This is a genomic window from Paraburkholderia sp. MPAMCS5 (genome assembly GCF_036016995.1).
Classification (GTDB): domain Bacteria; phylum Pseudomonadota; class Gammaproteobacteria; order Burkholderiales; family Burkholderiaceae; genus Paraburkholderia.
The window spans coordinates 375916-397393 of sequence record NZ_JAYXBK010000004.1 but is presented as its reverse complement, the minus strand read 5'-3'; the positions used below and the strand labels follow the sequence as shown (position 1 = coordinate 397393).

Annotated in this window: 22 protein-coding genes; 6 read left to right on the top strand and 16 right to left on the bottom strand. The window is 64.6% G+C overall.

The features are described 5' to 3' along the window. Window positions 1-22 precede the first annotated feature (22 nt). From VOM14_RS12100 to VOM14_RS12065, 8 genes are all read right to left on the bottom strand, one after another. Window positions 23-2299, bottom strand: a complete 2277-nt coding sequence (locus tag VOM14_RS12100; RefSeq protein WP_327628927.1) for an ATP-dependent DNA helicase — start codon at window positions 2297-2299, stop codon at window positions 23-25. After that, window positions 2296-4089, bottom strand: coding sequence for a VRR-NUC domain-containing protein (locus VOM14_RS12095; RefSeq protein ID WP_327628926.1), 1794 nt, complete (start codon window positions 4087-4089; stop codon window positions 2296-2298). The genes VOM14_RS12100 and VOM14_RS12095 overlap by 4 nt, the downstream gene beginning before the upstream one ends. A 54-nt stretch (window positions 4090-4143) precedes the next feature. Beyond that, window positions 4144-4734 (bottom strand): LutC/YkgG family protein, encoded by a 591-nt coding sequence (locus tag VOM14_RS12090; RefSeq protein ID WP_327628925.1) that lies wholly within the window; start codon window positions 4732-4734, stop codon window positions 4144-4146. Then, on the bottom strand, window positions 4721-6112 hold the full coding sequence (locus tag VOM14_RS12085; RefSeq protein ID WP_327628924.1) for a lactate utilization protein B: 1392 nt from the start codon (window positions 6110-6112) through the stop codon (window positions 4721-4723). The genes VOM14_RS12090 and VOM14_RS12085 overlap by 14 nt, the downstream gene beginning before the upstream one ends. Beyond that, window positions 6109-6852, bottom strand: coding sequence for a (Fe-S)-binding protein (locus VOM14_RS12080; RefSeq protein WP_327628923.1), 744 nt, complete (start codon window positions 6850-6852; stop codon window positions 6109-6111). The genes VOM14_RS12085 and VOM14_RS12080 overlap by 4 nt, the downstream gene beginning before the upstream one ends. Before the next feature lie 246 nt (window positions 6853-7098). Beyond that, on the bottom strand, window positions 7099-7827 hold the full coding sequence (locus VOM14_RS12075; RefSeq protein WP_327628922.1) for a FadR/GntR family transcriptional regulator: 729 nt from the start codon (window positions 7825-7827) through the stop codon (window positions 7099-7101). A gap of 136 nt (window positions 7828-7963) precedes the next feature. Then, window positions 7964-9142, bottom strand: a complete 1179-nt coding sequence (locus tag VOM14_RS12070; RefSeq protein WP_327628921.1) for a pyridoxal phosphate-dependent aminotransferase — start codon at window positions 9140-9142, stop codon at window positions 7964-7966. A 140-nt stretch (window positions 9143-9282) separates the two neighbouring features. Further along, entirely contained in the window at window positions 9283-10764 is a 1482-nt protein-coding gene (locus VOM14_RS12065; protein WP_327628920.1) for an RNA polymerase factor sigma-54, read from the bottom strand. 493 nt (window positions 10765-11257) lie between these two features. Between VOM14_RS12065 and VOM14_RS12060 the strand changes: the two genes are divergently transcribed. Next, entirely contained in the window at window positions 11258-11596 is a 339-nt protein-coding gene (locus tag VOM14_RS12060; protein WP_327628919.1) for a BON domain-containing protein, read from the top strand. Between the two features lie 100 nt (window positions 11597-11696). On the opposite strand, the gene VOM14_RS12055 is transcribed toward VOM14_RS12060, so the two are convergent. Continuing rightward, window positions 11697-12146, bottom strand: a complete 450-nt coding sequence (locus VOM14_RS12055) for a PA2169 family four-helix-bundle protein (RefSeq protein WP_327628918.1) — start codon at window positions 12144-12146, stop codon at window positions 11697-11699. A gap of 389 nt (window positions 12147-12535) precedes the next feature. On the opposite strand from VOM14_RS12055, the gene VOM14_RS12050 reads away from it, so the two are divergent. Further along, on the top strand, window positions 12536-12790 hold the full coding sequence (locus VOM14_RS12050) for a hypothetical protein (protein WP_327628917.1): 255 nt from the start codon (window positions 12536-12538) through the stop codon (window positions 12788-12790). A 107-nt stretch (window positions 12791-12897) separates the two neighbouring features. Here VOM14_RS12050 and VOM14_RS12045 read toward each other — a convergent pair whose 3' ends face one another. From VOM14_RS12045 to VOM14_RS12025, 5 genes are all read right to left on the bottom strand, one after another. Then, window positions 12898-13479, bottom strand: coding sequence for a hypothetical protein (locus tag VOM14_RS12045; protein WP_327628916.1), 582 nt, complete (start codon window positions 13477-13479; stop codon window positions 12898-12900). Window positions 13480-13561: 82 nt separating this feature from the next. Beyond that, window positions 13562-13906: a DUF1488 domain-containing protein gene (locus VOM14_RS12040; protein ID WP_327628915.1), complete on the bottom strand. Its 345-nt coding sequence runs from the start codon at window positions 13904-13906 to the stop codon at window positions 13562-13564. Further along, window positions 13903-14469: a DUF4142 domain-containing protein gene (locus VOM14_RS12035; protein WP_327628914.1), complete on the bottom strand. Its 567-nt coding sequence runs from the start codon at window positions 14467-14469 to the stop codon at window positions 13903-13905. The genes VOM14_RS12040 and VOM14_RS12035 overlap by 4 nt, the downstream gene beginning before the upstream one ends. A 44-nt stretch (window positions 14470-14513) precedes the next feature. Beyond that, the gene (locus VOM14_RS12030) at window positions 14514-15065 is read right to left on the bottom strand and encodes a type 1 glutamine amidotransferase domain-containing protein (protein ID WP_327628913.1); all 552 of its coding nucleotides are present in this window, start codon (window positions 15063-15065) and stop codon (window positions 14514-14516) included. Between the two features lie 166 nt (window positions 15066-15231). After that, the gene (locus VOM14_RS12025) at window positions 15232-15570 is read right to left on the bottom strand and encodes a chemotaxis protein (RefSeq protein ID WP_327628912.1); all 339 of its coding nucleotides are present in this window, start codon (window positions 15568-15570) and stop codon (window positions 15232-15234) included. Window positions 15571-15730: 160 nt separating this feature from the next. Here VOM14_RS12025 and VOM14_RS12020 point away from each other — a divergent pair, with 160 nt between their 5' ends. Beyond that, window positions 15731-17005: a DNA topoisomerase IB gene (locus VOM14_RS12020; protein WP_327628911.1), complete on the top strand. Its 1275-nt coding sequence runs from the start codon at window positions 15731-15733 to the stop codon at window positions 17003-17005. A 31-nt stretch (window positions 17006-17036) separates the two neighbouring features. Here VOM14_RS12020 and VOM14_RS12015 read toward each other — a convergent pair whose 3' ends face one another. Beyond that, window positions 17037-17336 (bottom strand): hypothetical protein, encoded by a 300-nt coding sequence (locus VOM14_RS12015; RefSeq protein WP_327628910.1) that lies wholly within the window; start codon window positions 17334-17336, stop codon window positions 17037-17039. A gap of 270 nt (window positions 17337-17606) precedes the next feature. Between VOM14_RS12015 and VOM14_RS12010 the strand changes: the two genes are divergently transcribed. The 3 genes from VOM14_RS12010 (at window position 17607) to VOM14_RS12000 (ending at window position 20013) form a co-directional block, all read left to right on the top strand. Further along, window positions 17607-18122, top strand: coding sequence for a PRC-barrel domain-containing protein (locus VOM14_RS12010; RefSeq protein WP_327629086.1), 516 nt, complete (start codon window positions 17607-17609; stop codon window positions 18120-18122). 135 nt (window positions 18123-18257) lie between these two features. Beyond that, the gene (locus tag VOM14_RS12005) at window positions 18258-18668 is read left to right on the top strand and encodes a DUF3175 domain-containing protein (protein WP_327628909.1); all 411 of its coding nucleotides are present in this window, start codon (window positions 18258-18260) and stop codon (window positions 18666-18668) included. 19 nt (window positions 18669-18687) lie between these two features. Next, window positions 18688-20013 carry a cation:proton antiporter gene (locus VOM14_RS12000; protein WP_327628908.1) on the top strand — a complete coding sequence of 442 codons (1326 nt, stop codon included), beginning with the start codon at window positions 18688-18690 and terminating at the stop codon, window positions 20011-20013. A gap of 369 nt (window positions 20014-20382) precedes the next feature. Here VOM14_RS12000 and VOM14_RS11995 read toward each other — a convergent pair whose 3' ends face one another. Next, the gene (locus VOM14_RS11995; RefSeq protein ID WP_327628907.1) at window positions 20383-21432 is read right to left on the bottom strand and encodes an aldo/keto reductase; all 1050 of its coding nucleotides are present in this window, start codon (window positions 21430-21432) and stop codon (window positions 20383-20385) included. Between the last annotated feature and the right edge of the window lie 46 nt (window positions 21433-21478).

Here is a 21478-nt window from a genome sequence, read left to right as displayed (position 1 = left end):
CTGAACGCGGGCGCGGGTTGAGCTATTGAACATGCCACCAGCGCGGCAACAGGCGGCGCACTTCGGGCCGCCTGTACCGGTCGTCGATCAGATGCACGACGCCCTCGTCGTGTTCCGTGCGAATCACGCGCCCCGCCGCCTGCACGACTTTTTGTAAACCGGGGTACAGGTACATGTATTCGTAGCCATTGCCAAAGCGCGCGTCCATCGCGCGGCGCATCTGCTCATTGACCTCGTTCATCTGCGGCAAGCCGAGCGTCGCGATGAACGCGCCGATCAACTGCTGTCCCGCGAGATCGACGCCCTCCGAAAACGCACCGCCCAGCACCGCGAAGCCGATGCCCTGGTTCGCGCCGCGAAATCGCGCGAGAAACGCGTCTCGCGCCGCTTCGTCCATGCCGGGTTCCTGTGCCCAGACAGGCAACCCAGGATGGCGTTCGCGCATCAGCGCGACCACCTGCTGCAAGTATTCGAAGCTGCTCAGGAACCCCAGGTAATTGCCGGGCTGCGCCTGATACTGCTTTGCAATCAGTTCGACGATGGGCACGAGCGAACGCTCGCGGTCACGCCAGCGCGTCGAGACATTGCCGGCCACCCGAACCCGCAACTGCTCCGCGCGAAACGGCCCGTCCACGTCGAGCCATTGCGTGTGCGCGGGAAGCCCCAGCGTATCGCGGTAAAACTGATACGGATTGAGTGTGCCGGAAAACATCACGGTGGTGCGCGCCGCCGCGTAGCGTGGCGCAAGAAACGGCGCGGGAATCACGTTGCGCACGCACAGCGTGCAACTCGCTTTATCGCGCGGCGCGTGGCGGTCTGTCGTGAGGGTGACGTCGAAAATAGAATGCTCGCCGAATTGCTCCGCGAGCGCGACGAAATGCATGGCGTCGAAGAAAAACCGCAGCGAGGCTTCGTCGATGGAAAGCGGCGCCTCCGCAAGCTGGTCCGTGACCGCGCCGATCAGATGCTGCGCCGCCGACAGCAGTTTGCCCGGCACCTCCGCGTAGACCTGATACGCGCCTGCTTGCGCGTCTGCCTGCGCGCGTTTGACCGCGTTCCACTCGCGTTGCAGCCGTTCGAGCGGCTTGCGCAAAATGGCCGGCGCTGTCTTGCGCGCGAGCCGCAACGCCGCCTGATCGAGTTGCGCCGTGTACATGCGGCGCGCGCGGTCGAGCAGATTGTGCGCTTCGTCCACCAGCACGCCGACGCGCCACTGGTTGATCTGCGTGAGCGCGTACAGCATCGCGCTGCTGTCGTAGTAGTAGTTGTAGTCGCCCACGGTCACGTCGGCCCAGCGCGCGAGTTCCTGAGCGAGATAGTACGGGCACACGTCATGAGCGAGCGCCGCTTCGCGCACCGCCGCGCGGTCGAGCCGCGAGCCCGCGAGCGCCGCGCTGCGCGCCGCGTCGAGCCGGTCGTAGAAGCCGCGCGCGAGCGGACACGATTCGCCGTTGCACGCTTTGTCGGGATGCTCGCAGGCTTTGTCGCGCGCCACCAGTTCGAGCGTTCTCAAGGGCAAAGCCGCGGTGCTTTCGCGCAGCGTGTCGATGGCATCGAGCGCCAGCGCGCGGCCCGGCGTTTTCGCGGTCAGAAAGAACACGCGATCGATCTGCTCAGCCGCGCACGCCTTCAGCAACGGAAAAATCGTGGCAAGCGTTTTGCCGATGCCCGTGGGCGCTTGCGCCATCAACGGCTTGCCGTCGCGCGCGGCACGATAGACCGACACTGCAAGCTCGCGCTGTCCGCTGCGAAACTGCGCATGCGGAAACTGCAAGGCACTGAGCGCGGCATTGCGCGCGGCGCGGTGCGCTTCTTCCTGCACGGCCCAATCGAGAAACCGCTCGCAGTGTTCGACGAAAAAAATATCGAGTTCGCGCGCCGTATGCGTTTGCGTGAGCAGCGTTTCCTTCTGGCTGCCGATGTCGAAGTACACGAGCGCCACCGACAACTCCGCGAGCCCGCGCGCACGGCACAGCAAGTGCCCGTACACGAGCGCCTGCGCCCAATGCAGCGCGCGGTGATTCGCGGGCATGCGTTCGAGATCGCCGCGATGCGTCTTGACCTCTTCCAGCCGGTTCGCGGCCGGATCGTAGCCGTCCGCGCGGCCACGCACGGTGAGATTGCGATGCGTGCCCGTCAGCGTGATTTCGGTTTCGTAACCGCTCGCGCGACGGCCGGCGACCGTCACGTGACCGGCCATGCCTTCGAGCGACGTGGGCGCCGGCGTGAACCGCAGATCGAGGTCGCCGCGTCGCGCGGTGAACTCGCACAAGGCCCGCACGGCGACGATGTAGGTCATGCGGCGGGCTCCACGGTGGGCGTGGCATGAGGAGGAATTTCTTCGACGCCGACCTCGCCGGCCCAGCGCACGTCGAGCACGCGCACCGGCATGCCGTGCTGCACGCAGTATGCGAGCCAGCGAATCTGGTTGTCTTGCAAGCGGTCGCCGGGGCCCTTCACTTCGATCAGCTCATAACGGCGCGCGGCGGGCCAGAATCGGATCAGATCGGGCAGCCCCGAGCGATTGCCGCGAATATCGCGCAACAGGCGCTCGAACCACAATTTCAGATGCGCGGCGGGCAGACAGTCGAGCGCGATACTGACAAGCTCGGGCGTAAGCAGCCCCCAGAACACGAACGGAGATTGCACGCCGGCCTTCTCATGCAGATGCCGCGCAATCGTCTCGCGATAGATCCCGCTATCGAGTTGAGCCAGGCACGAGGCGAATTGTCCGGCGCGGCGCACATGAAAGTCAGGCGCGTGAAGATCGGCCGGCCCGCGCTGGAACGGGTGAAAAAACGCGCCAGGCAGCGCCGCGAAAACCGGCTCCCAGCACAGCAATCCGAACAGCGAGTTGATCAGCGCGTTTTCGACGTAATGCACCGGCGCCGATTCGCAAGTCAAATGATCGCGCACGACGTATTCGACCGGTTGCGGCGCCTGCGGCCTCGCCAGAACCAGCGTGCTGCGTTCAGCCGCGCGCGCCGCGCTTGCGCGAACCGCCGGCTCGCCGAGCTTGCGCCGCAAACGCGGCAACATGCGCGCAACGCGCTGCGCCTCTTCCTCGCTTTCGGGCGATGCGGCGGCTTGCAGCGCGAGCGCGAATGCTTCGCTGAAACATTCGCTGCGCTCCAGCACGCGCATGCGCCGATGCCGCGCGCCAGGCCATGCACACGCTTCGTACACGGCAAGCGCGGCACGCCAGTTCTGGCGCCGCTCGCCATGCTGGCCGATGCGAAAAAGCAGCTTTGCGCGGCGCGTTTCGAGCCACGGGTTGGAGATTTCGATCGCGCGAACACGCGCGAGAAGATCGCCGATCGCCGCATTCTCTTCATTGCCCTCAAATAACAGACTCGACGATTCGATCAGCTCCAGCTCTTCACGGCACGCATGCAACGCGAGATACACGTTCACGTCCGCACGCTGCTGAAACGCGCGGGACGACGGCGGGAACGCGACCTTTTCATACTGGAACACGCCGAGATCGGCGAGCACGAATTCGGACCAGTCCTGCTGCAGGTTGCCGAAAAACATCAGGCGCAAACGCTCGCACAACGGCGCAATGTCCACGCGATACACGCAGTCGGTCGTCGCGCCGTGCCACGCGGACCATGGACGCGCCGGGCGGCTCACGGACTCGTGCGCATCCGCCCCGGCATAAAACGGACGCAACGCGACGAGCAGTTCCGGCTTTCGCAGACTCCGCGCGCCGGGAATCAAGGCGAGCGTCGGCGAGAACACGTCGAGCAGTTCGGCGCGCGTGGCGAGAGCGAACAGGTCGTCGAGTGTGAGATGAGGCGCGGCGTTCAGCCAGCCGAGCGCCGCGATGGGCGCGGCGGCTTGCAACGGGCAGCCGATCTCGTCGTAAGTGAGACGGCTCGCGCGAAACAGCGTGCCCTTGCGCATCAGCATGCGGACCAGCAACGCGCGCGAGGCTTGCGGCAACACGGCGAACGTGCCGAGGAAAGCGCGCTCGTGCGGGTCGAGCAGATCGTCGTAGCGTTGCGCGAGCCAGGCGAGCGCGCGCTCGAAGTTCAGCAGATAGTAAGGGACGCCGGAGACGGAATCCGGCGGAGAATCGGTTGCCACGGAGTTTGCAGGACCTGTACGTTTATACAGTGATGATAGCAAACTCCACCGCCGTCACGGCTCGCGCGCGAGCCACACCACCGTCAGCGAACGCACGCCCTGCGCGCCGCGAATCAGCACGCCCTCAATATCGGCGGTCGCGGAAGGACCGGTCACAAGCGCGGCATAACGCGCCTCGCGGAAATCATCGCGGCGGTAGACATCCTGCAAACCGTCGACAAGTTGCGCCGGATCGAGCAACACCACGAGATGCTGCACGATGTATCCCAGCGCATTGACCACGTACTCGCGCTCGCTGAACCACACCGAACCCGTCTCCGCGACACCGAAGCGCGCGCGCACCACGCCGACCTCGACGTCCTGCAACGAAGCCGGCTCGGTATCGGCTGCGAGCGCGCGCGTGCCGGACACTTCGGCGGTGGCCGACGCAATCGAAGCCGTCGCGCCGAATCGCTCGCGGATCATGCCGGACACGTCCGCTGCGGCTGCGGCATCGACGCACGTGCCGCCCATGGTTTGCAATGCGGCTGTAAAACGCGCACGCAGATCGCCGCCCGCCGCGCCAAACAACGGCACATCGGGACGCGGCCGCGCCGCCGGTTGCGCCTGCCGCACTTTCGCGAGAAAGGCCTCACGCGTTGCCATTGCCACCTCCACGGTTTTTCTTGTACCAGGCGTGGAAGGTCTCCTTCGGCGCCTCGGGCAACTCGCGTTGCCTGCCCCAGATATTCAGCGGGTTATACAGCACGAAGTTCGGCAAGCGCCGCAATGCGCCGCCCATCGAGGCAACCGTCGCGCGATACAACGTCGGGCTCGCGAGCAGCCGCCCCGCCATCTTCAACACTTCGTGCTTCACGAACGGCACTTCGTGACGCTCCGCGATCACGGTGCGCCATTTGTAGATCTGCTCGTGAATATTGATCTTCACCGGACACACGTTCGTGCAACTGCCGTTGAGCGTGGACGCGAACGGCAGCGCGCTATAGCGCTTCAGATCAAACGTCGGGTTGATGATCGCGCCGATCGGTCCCGAGTAAGTGCCGCCATACGACAGACCGCCGCTGCGCCGGTACACCGGGCACGTATTCATGCACGCGCCGCAGCGGATGCATTTGAGCGAGTACCAGAAGTCCTCCATCGCAAGCCGCTCCGAACGGCCATGATCGACGAGGATGAAATGCATCTCCGTGCCCGGACGCGGCGCGCGGAAATGCGACGTGTATTGCGTGATCGGCGAACCCAGCGCGCTGCGCGAGAGCATGCGGATAAACACGCCGAGATCGGAAACCTGCGGAATGATCTTCTCGATACCGATCGACGCAATATGCAACGGCGGCACATTCGCCGACAGATCCGCATTGCCTTCGTTCGTGCACACCACGACCGTGCCCGTCTCCGCCACCGCGAAATTGCAGCCGGTCATGCCCGCCGTTTTCTCGCGCACGAAGTACGGCCGCGTATTCATGCGCTGACTTTCAGCGAGGTAATGAATGTCGCTGTTGTGCGGATCAGTGCCGATCGTCCGGCCGAACAGTTCGGCGACATCGGCGCGCAGCTTGTGGACCGCGGGCACCACCATGTGACTCGGGTCCTGATGATCGAGCTGCTGGATGCGTTCGCCGAGATCCGTTTCCATCACCGTGATGCCGCGCGGTTCGAGATATTCGCGCATCCTGCATTCGTCGGTGAGCATCGACTTGCTTTTGACGAGCGTGGTCATGCCGCGCCCGGACATGATCTTGTGCACGAGCGCGTTGTGTTCCTCGGCGCTCGATGCCCAATGCACCACCACGCCATTGGCCTCGGCCGCCGCCGCAAACTGTTCGAGATACGCCGACAGGTGCGACAGCGTATGTTCCTTGATGCCCGATGCGAGTTCGCGCAAGGTCTCCCATTCGCCGATCGCGTGCGCCTGGGCATCGCGCTTTTCGCGCAAATCCCACAGGCGTCTGTCGTGAAACGCAATGTGTTCCGTTTTCTCGATGAACTCGCCGGCGGCTTTCGCGTGATCGATCCGGCTCATGCGCGCGCTCCGTTCAGCACCTGCGCGATGTGGATGAAGCGCGCATCGGCCTTCATGCGTTGCGCGCAGCCTTGTTGATGCATCAGACACGACATGTCGGCCGACACGATGTATTGCGCGCCCGCATTCAGATGGTCGCGCACCTTGTCCTGCCCCATGCGCACCGAGACCGGTTCTTCTGTGACGGAGAACGTGCCGCCGAAACCGCAGCATTCGTCGGGTCGCGACGGCTTCACGAATTCGATGCCTTTGACGCCTTCCAGCAAGGCGCGCGGCTTCGAAAACGGCGTGCCCGCCACTTCGGAGATCGACGCTTCCTTCAGATGCCGCAACGCGCTGCAACTGTTGTGCAAACCCACGCGATGCGGAAACTCGGCCCATGGAAATTCGCGCGCGCCGACCACGTCGTGCAGAAACTCGACGAGTTCATACGCGCTCGCGCGGACCTTTTTCACTTCATTGGTTTGATCGATCGCGGTGAGATGCTCGCGCACGTGATGAATACAGCTCGCCGACGGTCCGACGATGTAGTCGTAATCCGCGAAGTTGCGCGCGAACACGCGTTCCGCGCCGGCCGCTTCCGCCTGCGCTCCGCTATTGGCCATGGGCTGGCCACAACAGGTCTGCTCCTGCGGATAGTCCACCTCGATGCCAAAGCGTTCGAGCAATTCGAGTGTGGCGATGCCGACCTCGGGATAGAACGCGTCGATGAAGCACGGAATAAAGAGGGCGACTTTCATAAGCTCATTGAAGGGAAAGCGGCGCGCAAAAATGCCGCCAGTAAGACTGGTATTGTTGGTCTGACCAAAATATAAGGAAGTCGCCGAGGTGTGTCAATCGGAAGATCGTTCGGCGCGCGGCCTCCGGCGAATAGACACGCGCGGACAGACGGCGCGACGCGCAGCCTGTGCCAGAAGGTGCCAGAAGTGCCGGAAGTGCTGGAAGTGCCGGAAGTGCGAAGAAAAAACGGATGCGGCGAACGGCGCCTACAGTTTCGCCGCGTCTTCCTGATAGATTTCGCGCACGAAGGCCAGATGACGCTCCGCGGCCTTGCGCGCCTTTTGCGCGTCGCGCGCCATGACGGCGTCGAAGATGGCCTGGTGCTGGCTCATCAGCTGCTTTTCCATCGCTTCGTCGTAATCGATCAGCCGATGGTACTGGTGCATGCCTTCGCGAATCAGCGTATGGATGCCGTGCATCACATGTGCGAGCGCGATGTTGTGCGTGGAGTCGGCAATCGCGAGATGAAATGCGGCGTCGAGTTCAGCGAGGTTCACGCGATCTTGCGACAGCGACGCTGCTTTCAAGGCCTCGAACGCGGCCTTGATCTTGCGAAGATCGGCGGCGGTGGCGCGCTCGGCGGCATACACCGTCGAAATGGATTCCAGCCCCTGGCGCAACTCGAGAATGTCGGCACTGGTACGCGGATTTTGCAGAAGCAGTTCCGCGAGGGGCTTCGAGATGATCGGCGCGGTGAGATCCACCACCATGAAACCGCCCCGCCCCGACGTGGCGATATAGCCGTCCGACTCCAGCCTGATCAGCGCTTCCCGCAACGAAGGCCGCGAGACCGCAAGCTGCGTCGCCAGATCGCGTTCGGCGGGCAGACGGTCGCCCGGCATCAGCGTGCCGTCCGAGATCAGTTGCTTGATCTGGTCGGCAACGACGTCGGAGAGCCGCTTGCGCGTGAAGGACTGGATGGGACGAAAGTGCATAGGATGCGGCTAAAAGAGCCGGAAGGTCAGGATGGTTTGCTGCTGGATTATACCGTCGAGCCGCGAGCGCAAATCCGCAAACAGGCACGCGCGCGCACGCTCACGCACCTTCGCGCACCATCACTCACTTCGCGCTTCAACGCGGCGGCAATGCCGCCACGAACGCCGCGATCCGTTCGCATGCCTCGGCAAGACGCGCTTCGTCGACGACAAAGCCGAGCCGCACGAAACCGTTCGCGGTCTCGCCAAACGCGCTGGCGTCGAGCACCGACACACCCTGAGCGCGAAACAGTTGCCATGTCAAATCCACGGTATCGAGTCCCGTGCCGCTCACATCGACCATCATGAACATGCCCGCCTCGGGCAGCAGGCAACGCAGCCGTGGAATGCGGCCCAGATGCTCGAACACCACATCGCGGCGGCGCCGGTAGATGTCGCGCATGTCCGCGACGATTTGCGCCTTGTCCTGCAACGCGGTCAGCGCCGCCTGCTGGATGAAGCCCGGCAAGCCGTACAACATGGCGAGCGCGAGCCGACCCATATGCTCGATCAGTTGCACGGGACCGATCGCCCAGCCCACGCGCCACCCCGCCATGGCATGCGATTTCGACAGGCTGCCGAGCGTGACCGTGCGTTCGGCCATGCCCGGCAACGACGCGATGCTCACGTGTTCGCGCTCGAACGTGAGGTCCGCGTAGACCTCGTCGGAGAGCACCCACAAGTCGTGCTCGCATGCGAGCCGCGCAATGCGTTCGAGGTCCGCGCGCGGCATCACGGCACCCGTGGGATTGCACGGCGTGGCGAAGAAAACGGCCTTTGTGCGCGGCGTCACCGCGCGCTCCAGCGCGTCGCAGTCGAGGTGAAACGCGCGCGCGCGATCGACCGGAACCGGCACGAGCGTCGCGCCCGCCGCGCGCACGCAGGCTTCGTAGGTGAGGTACATGGGCTCGGGCACGATCACTTCGTCGCCCGCTTCGAGCAGACAGAGCGACGTGGCGAACACGCCGTTCTGCGCGCCCGCCGTGAGAATGACGTTCGCCGCGCCGGCCGCGCAGCCGCTCATGCGCGTGTGCTCCCGCGCAATCGCCGCGCGCAGCGGATCGCGGCCGGACACCGCGCTGTAATGCGTATCGCCGCCGCGCAACGCCTCGACCGCGCGCTCGACGATCGGCGCGGGCGTGGCGAAATCGGGGTCGCCCACGCTCAGTACGATGACGTCTTCGCCATTGGCCACCGCCTGCTGGGCCGCGCGATGAATCTCCCACGCCGACGTGCGCCTGCCCTGCAACCCTTCGACCCGACTCGCATACTTCATCGCGCTTACCCCGTTTCTGATCCGACCCGCCAATGTAATGGGGCGCGCGCGAAACGTCCAGATACGAAAAAGCGCCACGCGGGCGGGCAGCCTCGCGTGGCGCTTTCATCGAGCCCCTCTCGCGAAGGGGCGCGGCAAGCTCAGACCTGGCGGCGCAATTCCGCCGGCGGCACCTTCATCAGATGGCGATACTTCGCGACCGTGCGGCGCGCGACGAGCACGCCCTGATCGGCGAGCATCTTCGCGAGCGTCACATCGGAAAGCGGATCGCGCGTGTTTTCGGCCGCGATCATTTCCTTGAGCAGCGCGCGCACCGCAGCGGCCGAACACGTGCCGCCGCTTTCGGTGCCGAGTTCGCGCGGGAAGAAATGCTTGAACTCGAAAATGCCGCGGGGCGTGGCCATATATTTGTTGCCGGTCGCGCGCGAGATGGTCGATTCGTGCAGACCGAGTTCGTCGGCGACATCGCGCAGCACCATGGGCTTCAGCGCGATTTCGCCATACTGGAAGAACGCCTTCTGATGCGCGACGATGCATTCGGCCACGCGTTGAATCGTGTCGAAGCGCTGCTGCGCGTTCCTGATCAGCCAGCGTGCTTCCTGAAGCTGTTGCGCGAGCGGCGAACGGCTGGCGCCCGCCGACTGCGCAAACAGTTCCGCGTACATGCGATGAATCCGCGCGCGCGGCTGCACGGCGGGATTGATCGTCACCACCCACTTGTTGCGCACCTGCCGCACGATGACATCCGGCACGACGTAGTTGTCTTCGGTGCGGCCGTAGCAGTTGCCGGGTTTCGGATCGAGTTTGCGCACGAGCGCGCAGGCCACCCGCAGTTCTTCGGCGCTGCAGCCGATCTGCTTTTGCAATTCGGCCTGCTCGCGACGTGCGAGCCGCTCCAGATGATGCTCGACGATTTGCCGCGCGACGTCGCGCCCCGGCGTCTCAGGCGGCAACGCGTTCACCTGCAGCAGCAGGCATTCGGACAACGAGCGCGCGCCGAGACCGGGCCGGTCCAGCGACTGCACGAGGCGCAGCGCCACGAGCAATTCTTCCTCGGTCAGTTCGGGTTCGAGATCGACGCTGTCGGCAAGATCGGCGAGTTCCTGGCGCAGATAACCGTCGTCGTCGAGCGCCTCGATGATGAAGCGCGCGACCGCGCGATCGCGATCGTCGAGCCGGTAAAGACGCAGCGCGTCATGCAGTTGCTCGCGCAAGGTGGGCTGCGAGCGCGCCCACTCAGCCGGGTCGCTGCCGTCGGAATCGCCGTTCTGGCGCGCCGAACTGCGGCTGCTGTAGTCGCCTGAGAAGTCGCCGGGAATCTCGTCGGCGCCGCCGCCTTCGAGCGCCTCGCTGCTGGCCGCTTCAGCAGGCAGCGCATCGGGCTCGGCGGCCGCGGCGGTGTCGGTGGCGGGCAGCGCGCCTGACTCGTCGCCGGGCGTGGCCGTGGCCAGGGCGACGTCCTCGGTTTCGGAAGAGTCGTATTCCAGGAACGGATTCGTGTCGAGCGCAGTTCGCAATTCCTGCTGGAACTCCAGAGACGATAGCTGCAACAGACGCACCGATTGTTGCAGACGCGGCGTCAGTGCAAGAGACTGCCTTGTGCGAAGTTCAATTGAAGGCATCGTGTTGGTGTCCCATTGAAAGCTGAAGAAAGTGGTCTGAATACAGCAACAGCCGTACCAGCTTTTGCAACACGCTGTTTTTCCTCAGATTTGTATTTTTTCGGGCCCGTGAATTGCGCGCCCTCGCGGGGCTTTTTTACAAGTTACCCGGCAAATTCCGGTCTGGCTTTGCGCTCCTCATCGAGCCCTTTATGCACGGGGCTCCGGCCCTTTCTTCAGCGGAAAAGCGCTCGTCCGGCGCGGCGCGCGCGCCATGGCCGCCCGCGACGCGCGCGAGCGGGCACAGACATTGCGGATCAGCACCATGTGGACGGACGGGTGTCCTCGCATCCAACGCGATTTCGCGCGACGACTGCGACGACCCGGCCGGTGTCGATAACGGGCCTGACGGAACCGTAGCGGCAACGATCCCACGCGAGTCATCGGCGGCTTCGGCTGCGATCGACCGCAGGCAACAAGACCGCAATTTTCATCAACACCTGAAGGAGAAACCATGAAGACGATCCAATTGTTGAAGACCGCCGGCAGCATCGCTTGTGTTGCATTCGCCCTGAACGCCACGGCGCAGACCAGCGCTTCGGCTCCGCCGGCGTCGTCCGAAAGCATCGGCCAGCATTTCGACGACGGCACCATCACCACCAAGGTCAAGGCCGAACTTCTGGGCGCGAAAAACGTGAAGTCGACGCACATTCACGTGAAGACCCGCAAGGGCGTGGTGTGGCTCACGGGCTCGGTGCCTTCCGCCGACGACAAGTCCGCAGCCGAAGAAGTCGTGCAAGGCGTGAAGGGCGTGAGCAGCGTGAAGAACCGCCTGAAAGTCGCCGCGCAATAAGTCCACGTTTCGTTTCAGTTTTTAGTTTCAGCTTCAGTGAAAAAGCCGTCCGCCAGGACGGCTTTTTTCGTGGACGTCCAGCGCCAAAGCTCAAACGCCCTTAGCTCTTCGCGGCGTACTGATCGCGCAGATCGCGCACGCGGTCATGGTTTTGCAACACGCCCTGATACTGACGCTCGACAATCGCGCGCACGTCGGCGGGCAAGTCCTTTTCCAGCGCGTCGTGATAGTTCTTCTTCGCGACGTCCTCGCCCTTCTCGACCTCGGCGAGAATCTGATGGTCGCTGCGGTCCGTCACCGCCGACTTCATATCGACCCAGCCGCGATGCAACGCACCGCTCACGCTGCCGCCCGTTTCCGGCTTGCCGCCCAAACGCTGAACCACATCCTGCAACTCGCGCGCGCCGCGCGAGCAGTCTTCGGCTCGCGCCAGAAACATGTTTTTCAACTGCGCGTCGCGCGCATCTTCTGCTGCTTTGCGAAAGCCCTTTTCGCCGTCCTTCGACGTTTCGATGAGATCGTTCAGCACGGAGACAACATTCGTAGCCATCAATACCTCCAGGGGTTTCGTTGATCTGGAATCCGTCGCCGGCATGTGCAGGGCATGTGCATGTTTTTGCCGCGCGTGCCACGACGGGGTTCGTCGATGACACCGCATGGGGCGTGCCCGGCGTATCGCAGAGGCATGGCGCACCGGACGCTTCGAGGCCGTCGCCATCAGAGCCGCGCAAACTTGCAGGCGCGCGTAAATGTTGCGCGGCGCCATTTCCCGGCGCGTGCGCAAAACCGCTGTTTCGCGGGCTTATCGCACTGGCACGTCAATTGCTGCGTTTTGCCTTGCCCGCGCGACGTCATGCAGCGCATCAGGCGGGACATGCATGACGTGCCGAACCAATTTGACAAGAACGGGCAGGCAATAACGACAGGGAGAGCAACATCATGAACATGCGCACAGCAGAGTTCCTCGTGGGCGTCGCGATCGTCACGTCAGCCGGCGTCATGCAGATTCGCGAGCATATGCAGCCGCGCGAAGCCGTCGGCGCGAGTGCAGCGCAAAGCGCGCAGACAGCGCCTTCTTCGTGCGCGCCGGGTCGCCACGGCGTCGTGCCGGCTTCGTGCGAGCCGACGCGTGAAGCACGTCCGGCGCGCCATGCGCCAATGTCGTCACATGGCGCGATGGCCGTGTGGGTTTAGGCACGTCGCGCGTTTTCCGGTTCACCAATGAGAAGGGCCCGACAGATGTCGGGCCCTTCTCATTGATGCGCTTTCAACGGCAAGCGCCGCGCATCACGCGCGCTTCGTCAGGCCCGCTTCTCGCTGTACTCGCTCAGCGGCACGGGCTTCTTGAGCGGATCGAAGTCGGCCCAGCGGCCCTGTTGCCAACGGCCCGTTGCGCGCTCGATGGCGACGCCGCCCGCCTCGCGCAACACGCGCGCGGCGTCGAGCTGATTGTCCGGCGAGACATGCACCGCGACCAGCACGCCGGAATCGCGCGTTTCTTCATGGAACGCTGCGCGATGCCCCGGCTTGTCGCCCTCCCTCGTGCGCCACATCGCGCCGGCCAGCGAGCCGATGTACGCGCCGACGCCCGCCGCTATCGCCGACACGAGCAGCGGCGCGGAAAACGCCGCGAAGATGCCCACGCCGACAATCGCGCCCACCACCGCGCCGATCGTCACGCCGAGACCCGCGCCCTTCGGCGCGCCCTTGGCGCCGGCGTCGGTGCCGGTATCGCCGCCGATCGGATAACGCGCATGCTGTCCGCGCGGATTCACAAAGAAGAGCGTGACGTCTTCTTCGACGAAGCCCGCATTGAAGAGTTTTTGCGCCGCGTCTTCGGCGGCCGGAAAAGTCGTAAAGCGTGCTGCGACGATGAGTGACATAAGGCCTCCTTGCATCGTTGATAGCGTTGTTGTGCGGACGGCGCGCGCGGCCGCGCTGCGCGTTCAGAAGCAGGTGGCGGCGCTAGGCCGCCGTGCCGCGGTCGGGTTCCATGCCTTCCACTCTGAACAATCCGCTATGCAAGATTACGCCTTCGCCGTTGTTCTGGTCGAGCGCTTCGGCGCACACCGAGCGAATCCGGTTGCGGCCCTTGTCGAAGGCCTCCATCAATGCGCTCTCGAGTGGAGACCCGGCGCCGAAATGGTCTTCCAGCGCCTCGACGGTAATCGCGCAGACAACCGATTCGCCGTCCACGCTGGCCATGAAGCGAACCGTCAGGTTCGCGCCGTCGAAGGTCGGCTTGTCGTCGGGAAAAGTGATCTGCATAAAGGAATCCTCATAGGCCGGCCGCGGCAGGATCGCGTTCATGATGACGAACCCTTCATTGCGCCGGCAAGCTTCTGCGCCATCTCCAGATGATGCTTGATGATCGGCAGCGCGCGCGTGGCCGCCGCCTTCAGCTGCGGGTCGGTGCCGCTCTGGCTCTCCTGCTGAAAAAGATCGACCGCTCGCTGATGCGCTTCGAGACCGACCTGCTCGACGTACGCCTCGTCGAACTGCTGGCCTTTGAGCGTTTGCAGCTTGCCGACGAGCGCGGAGTCGGCGGAAGGCGTCGTGTTGAGCCCCTGCTTTGCCGCGAGCGCCGCCATGCCGCGCGAGAGTTTCGTATGGTCGGTGATCATCTGTTGCGCGAACTTCTTGACACGCGCGTCGCGTGAATTTTTCAGCGCGATCCTGCTCGCCGCGATTTCGGTGGCGTCGGACTTCGACGCGTCCTGAACGAACTGCTGGTCCCCGGACGAAAGCTTCGTGCCGCTGGCGGGCGCATTGCTCGCCGGGGCGTCGCTGGCCTGCGCATACACCGCGCTCGCCGACGCCGCGCCAAGCCCGAGCGCAACAGTCATCACTTGTATCGAATACCGTAGTTTCATGCATTTTCTCCCGTTCACGGTGTCACCGAAGCCAGCTCGCCCGCTCATGCAGCCTTGCGCTTCGACAATTGCCCGATCAACGCCTTGTTGAATGCGGGAATATCGTCGGGCTTGCGGCTCGAAATCAGATTGCTGTCTTCCACGACTTCACGATCGACCCACGTGCCGCCCGCATTGCGAATGTCGTCCTGAAGACTCGGCCAGCTCGTCACCGTGCGCCCTTTGATGATTCCCGCCGACACCGGCAGCCATGTGCCGTGGCAAATCACCGCGATCGGCTTTTTCGCGCTGTCCGCCGCCTTGACGAAGGCCTGCGCCTGCGGCACGAGACGGATCGCGTCGCCATTCACCACGCCGCCTGGCAAGACCACGGCGTCGTAGTCGTCCGGGCGCGCTTTGTCGAAGGTCGAATCGACGTCGACGGTATCGCCTTTATCGACATGCCTGAAGCCCTGGATCTTGCCGGGCTTCGCCGAAATCACATGCACGGTCGCGCCTGCGTCAAGAAGCGCGCGTTTCGGCTCGACCAGTTCGGCCTCTTCGAAACCATCCACTGCCAGTACTGCTACTTTCAGACCGTCGAGGCTGTTAGCCATGTGTTGCTCCTTCATTTCAGCGTGGGCGAGCAGCATGCGCGTAACCTGCGCGGCGCTTTCCGCTCGCCCTGTTTCATCATTAATCACGGCGCAGCAAAGCATGTGCCCAGCACTGCGCAAATGGCGTAGAGCCGCGAATCACGCGGCTCCCGCGAGACCGCGAGGCTCACAGACCGGTAGGGTCTTCGTCGAGACCGTCGTCGTCGGCGGAGGGCCGGACGATGCGGTCCGGCTCGATGTCGCTGTCCGGTTCGAGCGTGGAATCGCCGTCGGCTGCCGCGCGCTCGCCCGTGCCCGCGCGATCGGTGTCGCTGCCGAGTTCCGTGTCGCCCGTTTCGAGCGCGTGATTGTCGAGTTCCGTGTCGACGTCGAATTCGTGGCGCTTCGCACCGGCGACGTCGCTGCCGCTATCCGACGAATCGCTCGGACCTAAGGCGCCCGTGGTGCCCGCGGTTTGCCTGACTTCGTGTTGCGGTTCCTCATCGGGATTCAGCGTGCTGCTCATGGTGCTCTCCTTGGCTGTGTCGTTACGTATGACATTCTTCGCAAGGACCGTTCCGCCCACTTCATGACGGCCATTCCGATGGCGGTGCTGCTGGCACCGGCTTTGCTTCGGGCCATCATTGGCGCGCCGCGCCTCACGCTTGAAACTTCTACCAGCACCTATGGCTTCTCCGAAGAACACCACCCGCAACGGCCACGCATCGACCCGCGACAGCGCGCAGCAAACCGCGCCCGCCGCGATGCCGCCCGGCTTGCGGCATGCGGACGACAGCAAGCCGGGCTTCACGCGCAAGCATGAGAAAGATGGCTTCGCGTATTTCGATGCCGCCGGCAAACGCATCGACGACGAAGCGGAAATCCAGCGCATCGATTCGCTGGCGATACCGCCCGCGTATGAAGACGTGTGGATCTGCCCGGACGCGCGCGGCCATATTCAGGCGACCGGACGCGACGCGCGCGGCCGCAAGCAATACCGTTATCACCCGCGCTGGCGCGAAACGCGCGACGCCGACAAATACGAGCGCATGGCGGAATTCGGCCGCGCGTTGCCACGACTTCGCGCACGCGTGACGCGCGACCTCGCGCTGCCGGGCATGCCGGGCGACAAGGTCATCGCGGCCGTCGTGCGCCTGCTCGACACGACGCTCGTTCGCATCGGCAGCGTCGAATACGCGCGCGAGAATCAGTCGTACGGTTTGACGACGCTGCGCAAAAAGCACGTAAAAGTGGAAGCGGGACAACTGCGCTTCAGGTTTCGCGGCAAGAGCGGCATCGAGCATGACGTGAGCGTCGACGATGCGCGTATCAGGCGCATCGTGCGGCGCTGCGCCGAACTGCCGGGTCACGATCTGTTCCAGTATCTCGACGAAGACGGCACGCGCCGCACGGTCGGCTCCGCCGACATCAACGACTACCTGCGGCGCGCGAGCGGCGCCGATTTCACCGCGAAGGACTATCGAACGTGGGCCGGCAGCGTCTATGCGCTCGCCACGCTGCGGCGCATCGTGTGCGGCAGCGCGGCGGAAGCCCGGCGGGAGATGGTCGCGACCGTGAAGGAAGTCGCAAGCTTGCTGCGCAATACACCCGCGGTATGCCGGCGTTGCTACATCCATCCCGCGGTGATCAGCGCATTCGAAGCCGATGAGTTGCAGAGCCTGCCTGCGGGCCGAACACGCCGGGGCCTGAAAGTGGACGAAGTGGCATTCGCCGCGCTGCTCGCGCAAGCGGAAAAACGCGCCGCCAGACTCGCGCGCGAGGCGGGCGCGAAGGGCCGCAAGCTGCGCGAGGTCGAAGCCGCGGACAGCATCAACGGCTCCATTACGACGCTCCTGAAGAAGTCCCGCGCGATTCGCAAGCAAGCCGCGAACAAGACTGTGGAGAAAGCCGCAGGAAAGACCGGCGCGCGCCGGAAAAACCGTAGTCAGTTAAACGCCTGACGAACGCCTGATCGTTACTTCGGGCAACGAATCAATGGTCCGACTCCTTGAAGGCGGCCATGACAAGCCACACTTCGCGCTCGCCGTCGCGGATTTCCGCCGCGAGCGCGTAGGCATCGGCGGGATTGCACACCTGGGCGAGCGCCTCATGCGCGACTTCTCCATTAGCGAAGACGCTTTCCGTCAATGGCCTGACTTCCTGCTTTCCCTCGAACATCCGCTGATCTCTGCGATACACGAGTGTCTGCGATTTCCAGTCACGAAAGCATTCGCGCACGTGCGAAAAATCGCCGCCGCAAATGTTCGCCTGATAGTGAATTCTCTGGTTCATGGCCGTAGCTCCCGCGATACGAGCGACGCGCTTTTTTCGCCGCGTCTGCGTTCAAGTTGCTCACTGAGTAGCTCACTGAGTAGCTCACTGAGAATCGAGCAATCGATATGCCGCGGGGCCGCAGCAATTGCAAAAGCACAGGCATGTTTTACGCAGGCGCCAAGCCACGCATCGACGTTTCGCTCGATGCATGCCCAACGCATTCGTCTCCGGACAAGGAACGGGTGTTGCTGCAACGTAGTTCACCCCTAACCCGAAAGGAGGCACATGATGGTCATGCAAAGTCGGACGCAAGGCATGGAAGGCGCGCGCATCGTCGGTAAAGGCAGTGCGACCGCGGACGGTCCGGGGCCGGACGTGATGGCGGCGGATACGCTCGACGGCAACAAGGTGCTCAGTAGCGACGGCGAGGATATCGGCAAGATCAAGGACATCATGCTCGATGTCCGGTCGGGCCGCGTCGCCTATGCGGTGCTCTCGAGCGGCGGCTTCCTCGGCATGGGCGACACGCTGCACGCCATTCCATGGCGCGCGCTCACGCTCGACACCGAACAGAAGTGCTTCGTGCTCAACATGACGGCCGAACGCGTGAAGAACGCGCCGGGATTCGATAAGGACCACTGGCCGTCGATGGCGGATCAGACATGGGCCACGTCCGTGCATCAGTACTACGGCAGCGAGCCTTACTGGGGCGACGACCGCTTCGCCCTGCGCGACGACACGGGCGTCGGCGACCTTCCGGCGGGTTCGTCGGACGCGCCTGAGGCCGGCGGCGTCAAGCTGTAATCGGCGATCCGTCGCACTCGCGTGAGGCGTTCGCGCTTCACGCCGCGTGTTCGCGACGCGCCGGCATGCCGCCATCGCGGCGGCCGGCGCGTTCTATTTTCCGCGCAGGCAAAGCAGGAAAAAGGAGGCAAGGCCATGGCGACCCGAAACAGCACCCGCAAATCCCGACGCCCCGTGGCGCGCGGCAAGTCGGGGCGGCCGCCGCGTCAACGCCACGCGCGGGCACACGCCGCGCAACATGCGAAGACCGCGCGCAAAGGCAGCGGCAAAAGTCCGCGCAAATGGTCGCATCACGTGATGGAAACCAGCGACGCGATGGACATCGAGCGGGACATTTTCAAAACCGGCACCGCCGAGGAGATCGCGCAATCGCTCAAGCACTCGTCGACGAAAAGCCGTCGGCGCAAAGGCACGCCGTATCAATCCGCCATGTCGATGCTGAATTTCTACGTCAACCGCGCGGGCAGGAATCTGCCCAAAACGCGCCGCGCGACCCTGGAGCAGGCCAAGCGCAAACTGCGCGAAGCATTCGGGCGCGCGCCCTGATTCGCCTTCCTGACATTCGATGCACGAAACCTTGTGGTTCCTCATCGTCGGCGCGGTGCTCGTTTTCATGGGCGTGGCGGCGACGACACTGCGCCGGCTGCCCGTCAGCGCCGCCATGTTCTACCTCGCGATCGGCTATGCACTCGGCCCGCGCGGGCTCGGTCTGCTGCATCTGGACATGGCCGCGGACGCGCATCTGCTGCGCACGCTCACCGAAGTCGCGCTGCTGGTGTCGCTCTTCACCATCGGACTACGTTTGCGCGTCGGCGTGCTCGACAAACTGTGGATGGTGCCGCTGCGGCTAGGCTTTCTCGCGATGCTCGTCACCGTGCCGCTCGTCGCCCTCTTCTGCGTGTACGTGCTGGATCTCGGCTGGGGACCGGCCGTGTTGCTGGCCGCGATTCTCGCGCCGACCGACCCGGTGCTCGCCCACGACGTGCAGGTGCACGACCCCGGCGATCACGACCTCCTGCGCTTCGCGCTTTCCGGCGAAGGCGGGCTGAACGACGGCATCGCGTTGCCCTTCGCGATGGCGGGCCTCGCGTTATGCACAGCGCAGGCGGCCGGCGCCGAGATGCCGGCAGGCGACATGCTGAAGCTCGCCGGCGCCGCCGTATGGGGCATCCTCGGCGCAATCGCCATCGGCGGCCTGCTCGGCTGGGGCACGACGCACGCGGTGGCGTGGCTGCGCACGCGTCACGCGCATGCGCTCGGCCTCGAAGGCTTTTTCGCGCTCGGGCTGATCGGCCTCTCGTTCGGCGCGGCGCAACTGGCGCAAACGTACGGCTTTCTCGCGGTGTTCGCGGCGGGCGTGTCGATGCGCCGCGTCGAATATCGCGCGAGCGGCGGCGCGTCGCCGCGCGAAACGATCGGCACAGTCGATTCGAAGGACGTCGACAAAACCGCGTCGGACCCGGTCAAGGCGCACGCGTTCATGACGGAGTCCGTGCTGGGCTTCACGATCGAGCTGGAGCGCATCGCCGAAGTGGCCATCATGGCGATGGTCGGCAATGTGCTCGGTACGCTGAACGCGCCGCTTTTCACGTGGCAAGCCATCGCGCTGATCGCGGTGCTGTTCCTGCTGGTGCGGCCCGCGTCGGTCGGGATTTCGCTGGCCGGCTCGGCGGCCGTGCCCACGCAACGGCGTCTGATGAGCTGGTTCGGGATTCGCGGCGTGGGTTCGTTCTACTACCTCGCCTACTCGCTGGAAAGCGGGCCGGCCGCCGACGTCAAACCGCTGATGCCGCTCGCGCTCGCGGTCGTCGCGGCTTCGGTGGTGATTCACGGCGTCTCCGCCACGCCGCTGATGAATCGCTATCGGCGGCTGCGGCGTACTGAAGGCTAGACGACGGCGCGCATCGCGCAGCCCGCGCGATCTTCGGCGAATTGGCGGTCCGGCGGTCTGGCGGTCTGGCGGTCTGGCGGTCTGGCGATGCGGCGATGCGGCGATGCGGCGATGCGGCGATGCGGCGATGCGGCGATGCGGCGGTCCGGCGGTCCGGCGGTCCGGCAACACGCACGCGGGCCATTGCCTACGCCGTTTTCGGCGAACGCGCGGCGCGCTGAGCGTCGTGAGCCGTCCCGAAGGGCGGTTCGCGTTCGGTAGCGCGTTCGGTAGCGCATCCGCGTCAGGCGTCCGGTCAGGCGGTTCGGTAGCGCCTCCGGTCAGACGCGAAGCCCGACCGGGACCGCCCCGCCGTGCCCCGCCCCGCCTTCACCGCACCTCACGCGCGTCGTCCAGTTGCTTGCGACGCACCTCGCCCTGCCGCGCCAGCATCCAGCCGGGATACTCCGCGGGCAGCGCGCTCACCTGGTCGAGCTTCGCCAGTTCGTCCGCGCTGAGCGCGACGCCGGTGGCCGCGATGTTGTCGTCGAGTTGCTCGACTTTCTTCGCGCCGACAATCACCGACGTCACCACGCGCTGATGCAACAGCCACGCGAGCGCGATCTGCGCAACCGAGACCTTTTTGGCCTCCGCGATCTCGCGCATCGCGTCGATACAGTCATATGCGCGCTCGCGATTCACCGGCGGAAAGTCGAACGTGGTACGGCGGCTGCCCGCTTCGCCCTGCTGCTCGCGACCGTACTTGCCGCTCAGCAGACCGCCCGCGAGCGGGCTCCACACCATCAGGCCGAGGCCTTCGCTTTGCAGCATCGGCACGAGTTCGCGTTCGAGGTCGCGGCCCGCGACCGTGTAGTACGCCTGCAGCGTCTCGAAGCGCGCGAGCCCGAGGCGCTCCGCCATGCCGAGCGCCTTCGCGATCTGCCACGCGGCCCAGTTCGACACGCCGACATAGCGCACGTGGCCGTGCTGGACGAGCGTGTCGAGCGCGCGCAGGGTTTCCTCGATCGGCGTGGCCGGATCGAAACCGTGAATCTGATAGAGATCGACGTGCTCGAGTTGCAAGCGCTTCAAACTCGCCTTCATCCCGTCGATGATGTGATACCGCGACGCGCCGCGCGCGTTCGGAAACTCGCCGGTCTGCCCGAACACCTTGGTCGCGACCACGACCTTGTCGCGCGGCACCTGGAGGTTTTTCAGCGCCTGGCCCGTGATCTGCTCGGACAGGCCGCCGGCGTAGACGTCGGCGGTGTCGATGAAATTGATGCCCGCATCCAGCGCCCGGCCGACGAGCCGCTCCGCCTCCGCCTGCTGCAAATCGCCAATCTGCTTCCACATGCCTTCGCCACCGCCGAAGGTCATCGTGCCGAGACATAGCTCGGAAACAAATACACCGGTACGGCCAAGCTGGTTGTATCGCATTGTCGAAACTCCATCGTGGATGAGTGGACCGCCAAGGGAACAACTG

What these genes read in the sequence shown, in the direction of transcription:
- VOM14_RS12065 (WP_327628920.1), bottom strand. Translation starts at nt 10,764, where the DNA reads ATGCCTTCAATTGAACTTCGCACAAGGCAGTCTCTTGCACTGACGCCG.
- VOM14_RS12060 (WP_327628919.1), top strand. Translation starts at nt 11,258, where the DNA reads ATGAAGACGATCCAATTGTTGAAGACCGCCGGCAGCATCGCTTGTGTT.
- VOM14_RS12055 (WP_327628918.1), bottom strand. Translation starts at nt 12,146, where the DNA reads ATGGCTACGAATGTTGTCTCCGTGCTGAACGATCTCATCGAAACGTCG.
- VOM14_RS12075 (WP_327628922.1), bottom strand. Translation starts at nt 7,827, where the DNA reads ATGCACTTTCGTCCCATCCAGTCCTTCACGCGCAAGCGGCTCTCCGAC.
- VOM14_RS12100 (WP_327628927.1), bottom strand. Translation starts at nt 2,299, where the DNA reads ATGACCTACATCGTCGCCGTGCGGGCCTTGTGCGAGTTCACCGCGCGA.
- VOM14_RS12025 (WP_327628912.1), bottom strand. Translation starts at nt 15,570, where the DNA reads ATGAGCAGCACGCTGAATCCCGATGAGGAACCGCAACACGAAGTCAGG.
- VOM14_RS11995 (WP_327628907.1), bottom strand. Translation starts at nt 21,432, where the DNA reads ATGCGATACAACCAGCTTGGCCGTACCGGTGTATTTGTTTCCGAGCTA.
- VOM14_RS12010 (WP_327629086.1), top strand. Translation starts at nt 17,607, where the DNA reads ATGGTCATGCAAAGTCGGACGCAAGGCATGGAAGGCGCGCGCATCGTC.
- VOM14_RS12005 (WP_327628909.1), top strand. Translation starts at nt 18,258, where the DNA reads ATGGCGACCCGAAACAGCACCCGCAAATCCCGACGCCCCGTGGCGCGC.
- VOM14_RS12080 (WP_327628923.1), bottom strand. Translation starts at nt 6,852, where the DNA reads ATGAAAGTCGCCCTCTTTATTCCGTGCTTCATCGACGCGTTCTATCCC.
- VOM14_RS12045 (WP_327628916.1), bottom strand. Translation starts at nt 13,479, where the DNA reads ATGTCACTCATCGTCGCAGCACGCTTTACGACTTTTCCGGCCGCCGAA.
- VOM14_RS12090 (WP_327628925.1), bottom strand. Translation starts at nt 4,734, where the DNA reads ATGGCAACGCGTGAGGCCTTTCTCGCGAAAGTGCGGCAGGCGCAACCG.
- VOM14_RS12040 (WP_327628915.1), bottom strand. Translation starts at nt 13,906, where the DNA reads ATGAACGCGATCCTGCCGCGGCCGGCCTATGAGGATTCCTTTATGCAG.
- VOM14_RS12070 (WP_327628921.1), bottom strand. Translation starts at nt 9,142, where the DNA reads ATGAAGTATGCGAGTCGGGTCGAAGGGTTGCAGGGCAGGCGCACGTCG.
- VOM14_RS12020 (WP_327628911.1), top strand. Translation starts at nt 15,731, where the DNA reads ATGGCTTCTCCGAAGAACACCACCCGCAACGGCCACGCATCGACCCGC.
- VOM14_RS12030 (WP_327628913.1), bottom strand. Translation starts at nt 15,065, where the DNA reads ATGGCTAACAGCCTCGACGGTCTGAAAGTAGCAGTACTGGCAGTGGAT.
- VOM14_RS12000 (WP_327628908.1), top strand. Translation starts at nt 18,688, where the DNA reads ATGCACGAAACCTTGTGGTTCCTCATCGTCGGCGCGGTGCTCGTTTTC.
- VOM14_RS12050 (WP_327628917.1), top strand. Translation starts at nt 12,536, where the DNA reads ATGAACATGCGCACAGCAGAGTTCCTCGTGGGCGTCGCGATCGTCACG.
- VOM14_RS12015 (WP_327628910.1), bottom strand. Translation starts at nt 17,336, where the DNA reads ATGAACCAGAGAATTCACTATCAGGCGAACATTTGCGGCGGCGATTTT.
- VOM14_RS12085 (WP_327628924.1), bottom strand. Translation starts at nt 6,112, where the DNA reads ATGAGCCGGATCGATCACGCGAAAGCCGCCGGCGAGTTCATCGAGAAA.
- VOM14_RS12035 (WP_327628914.1), bottom strand. Translation starts at nt 14,469, where the DNA reads ATGAAACTACGGTATTCGATACAAGTGATGACTGTTGCGCTCGGGCTT.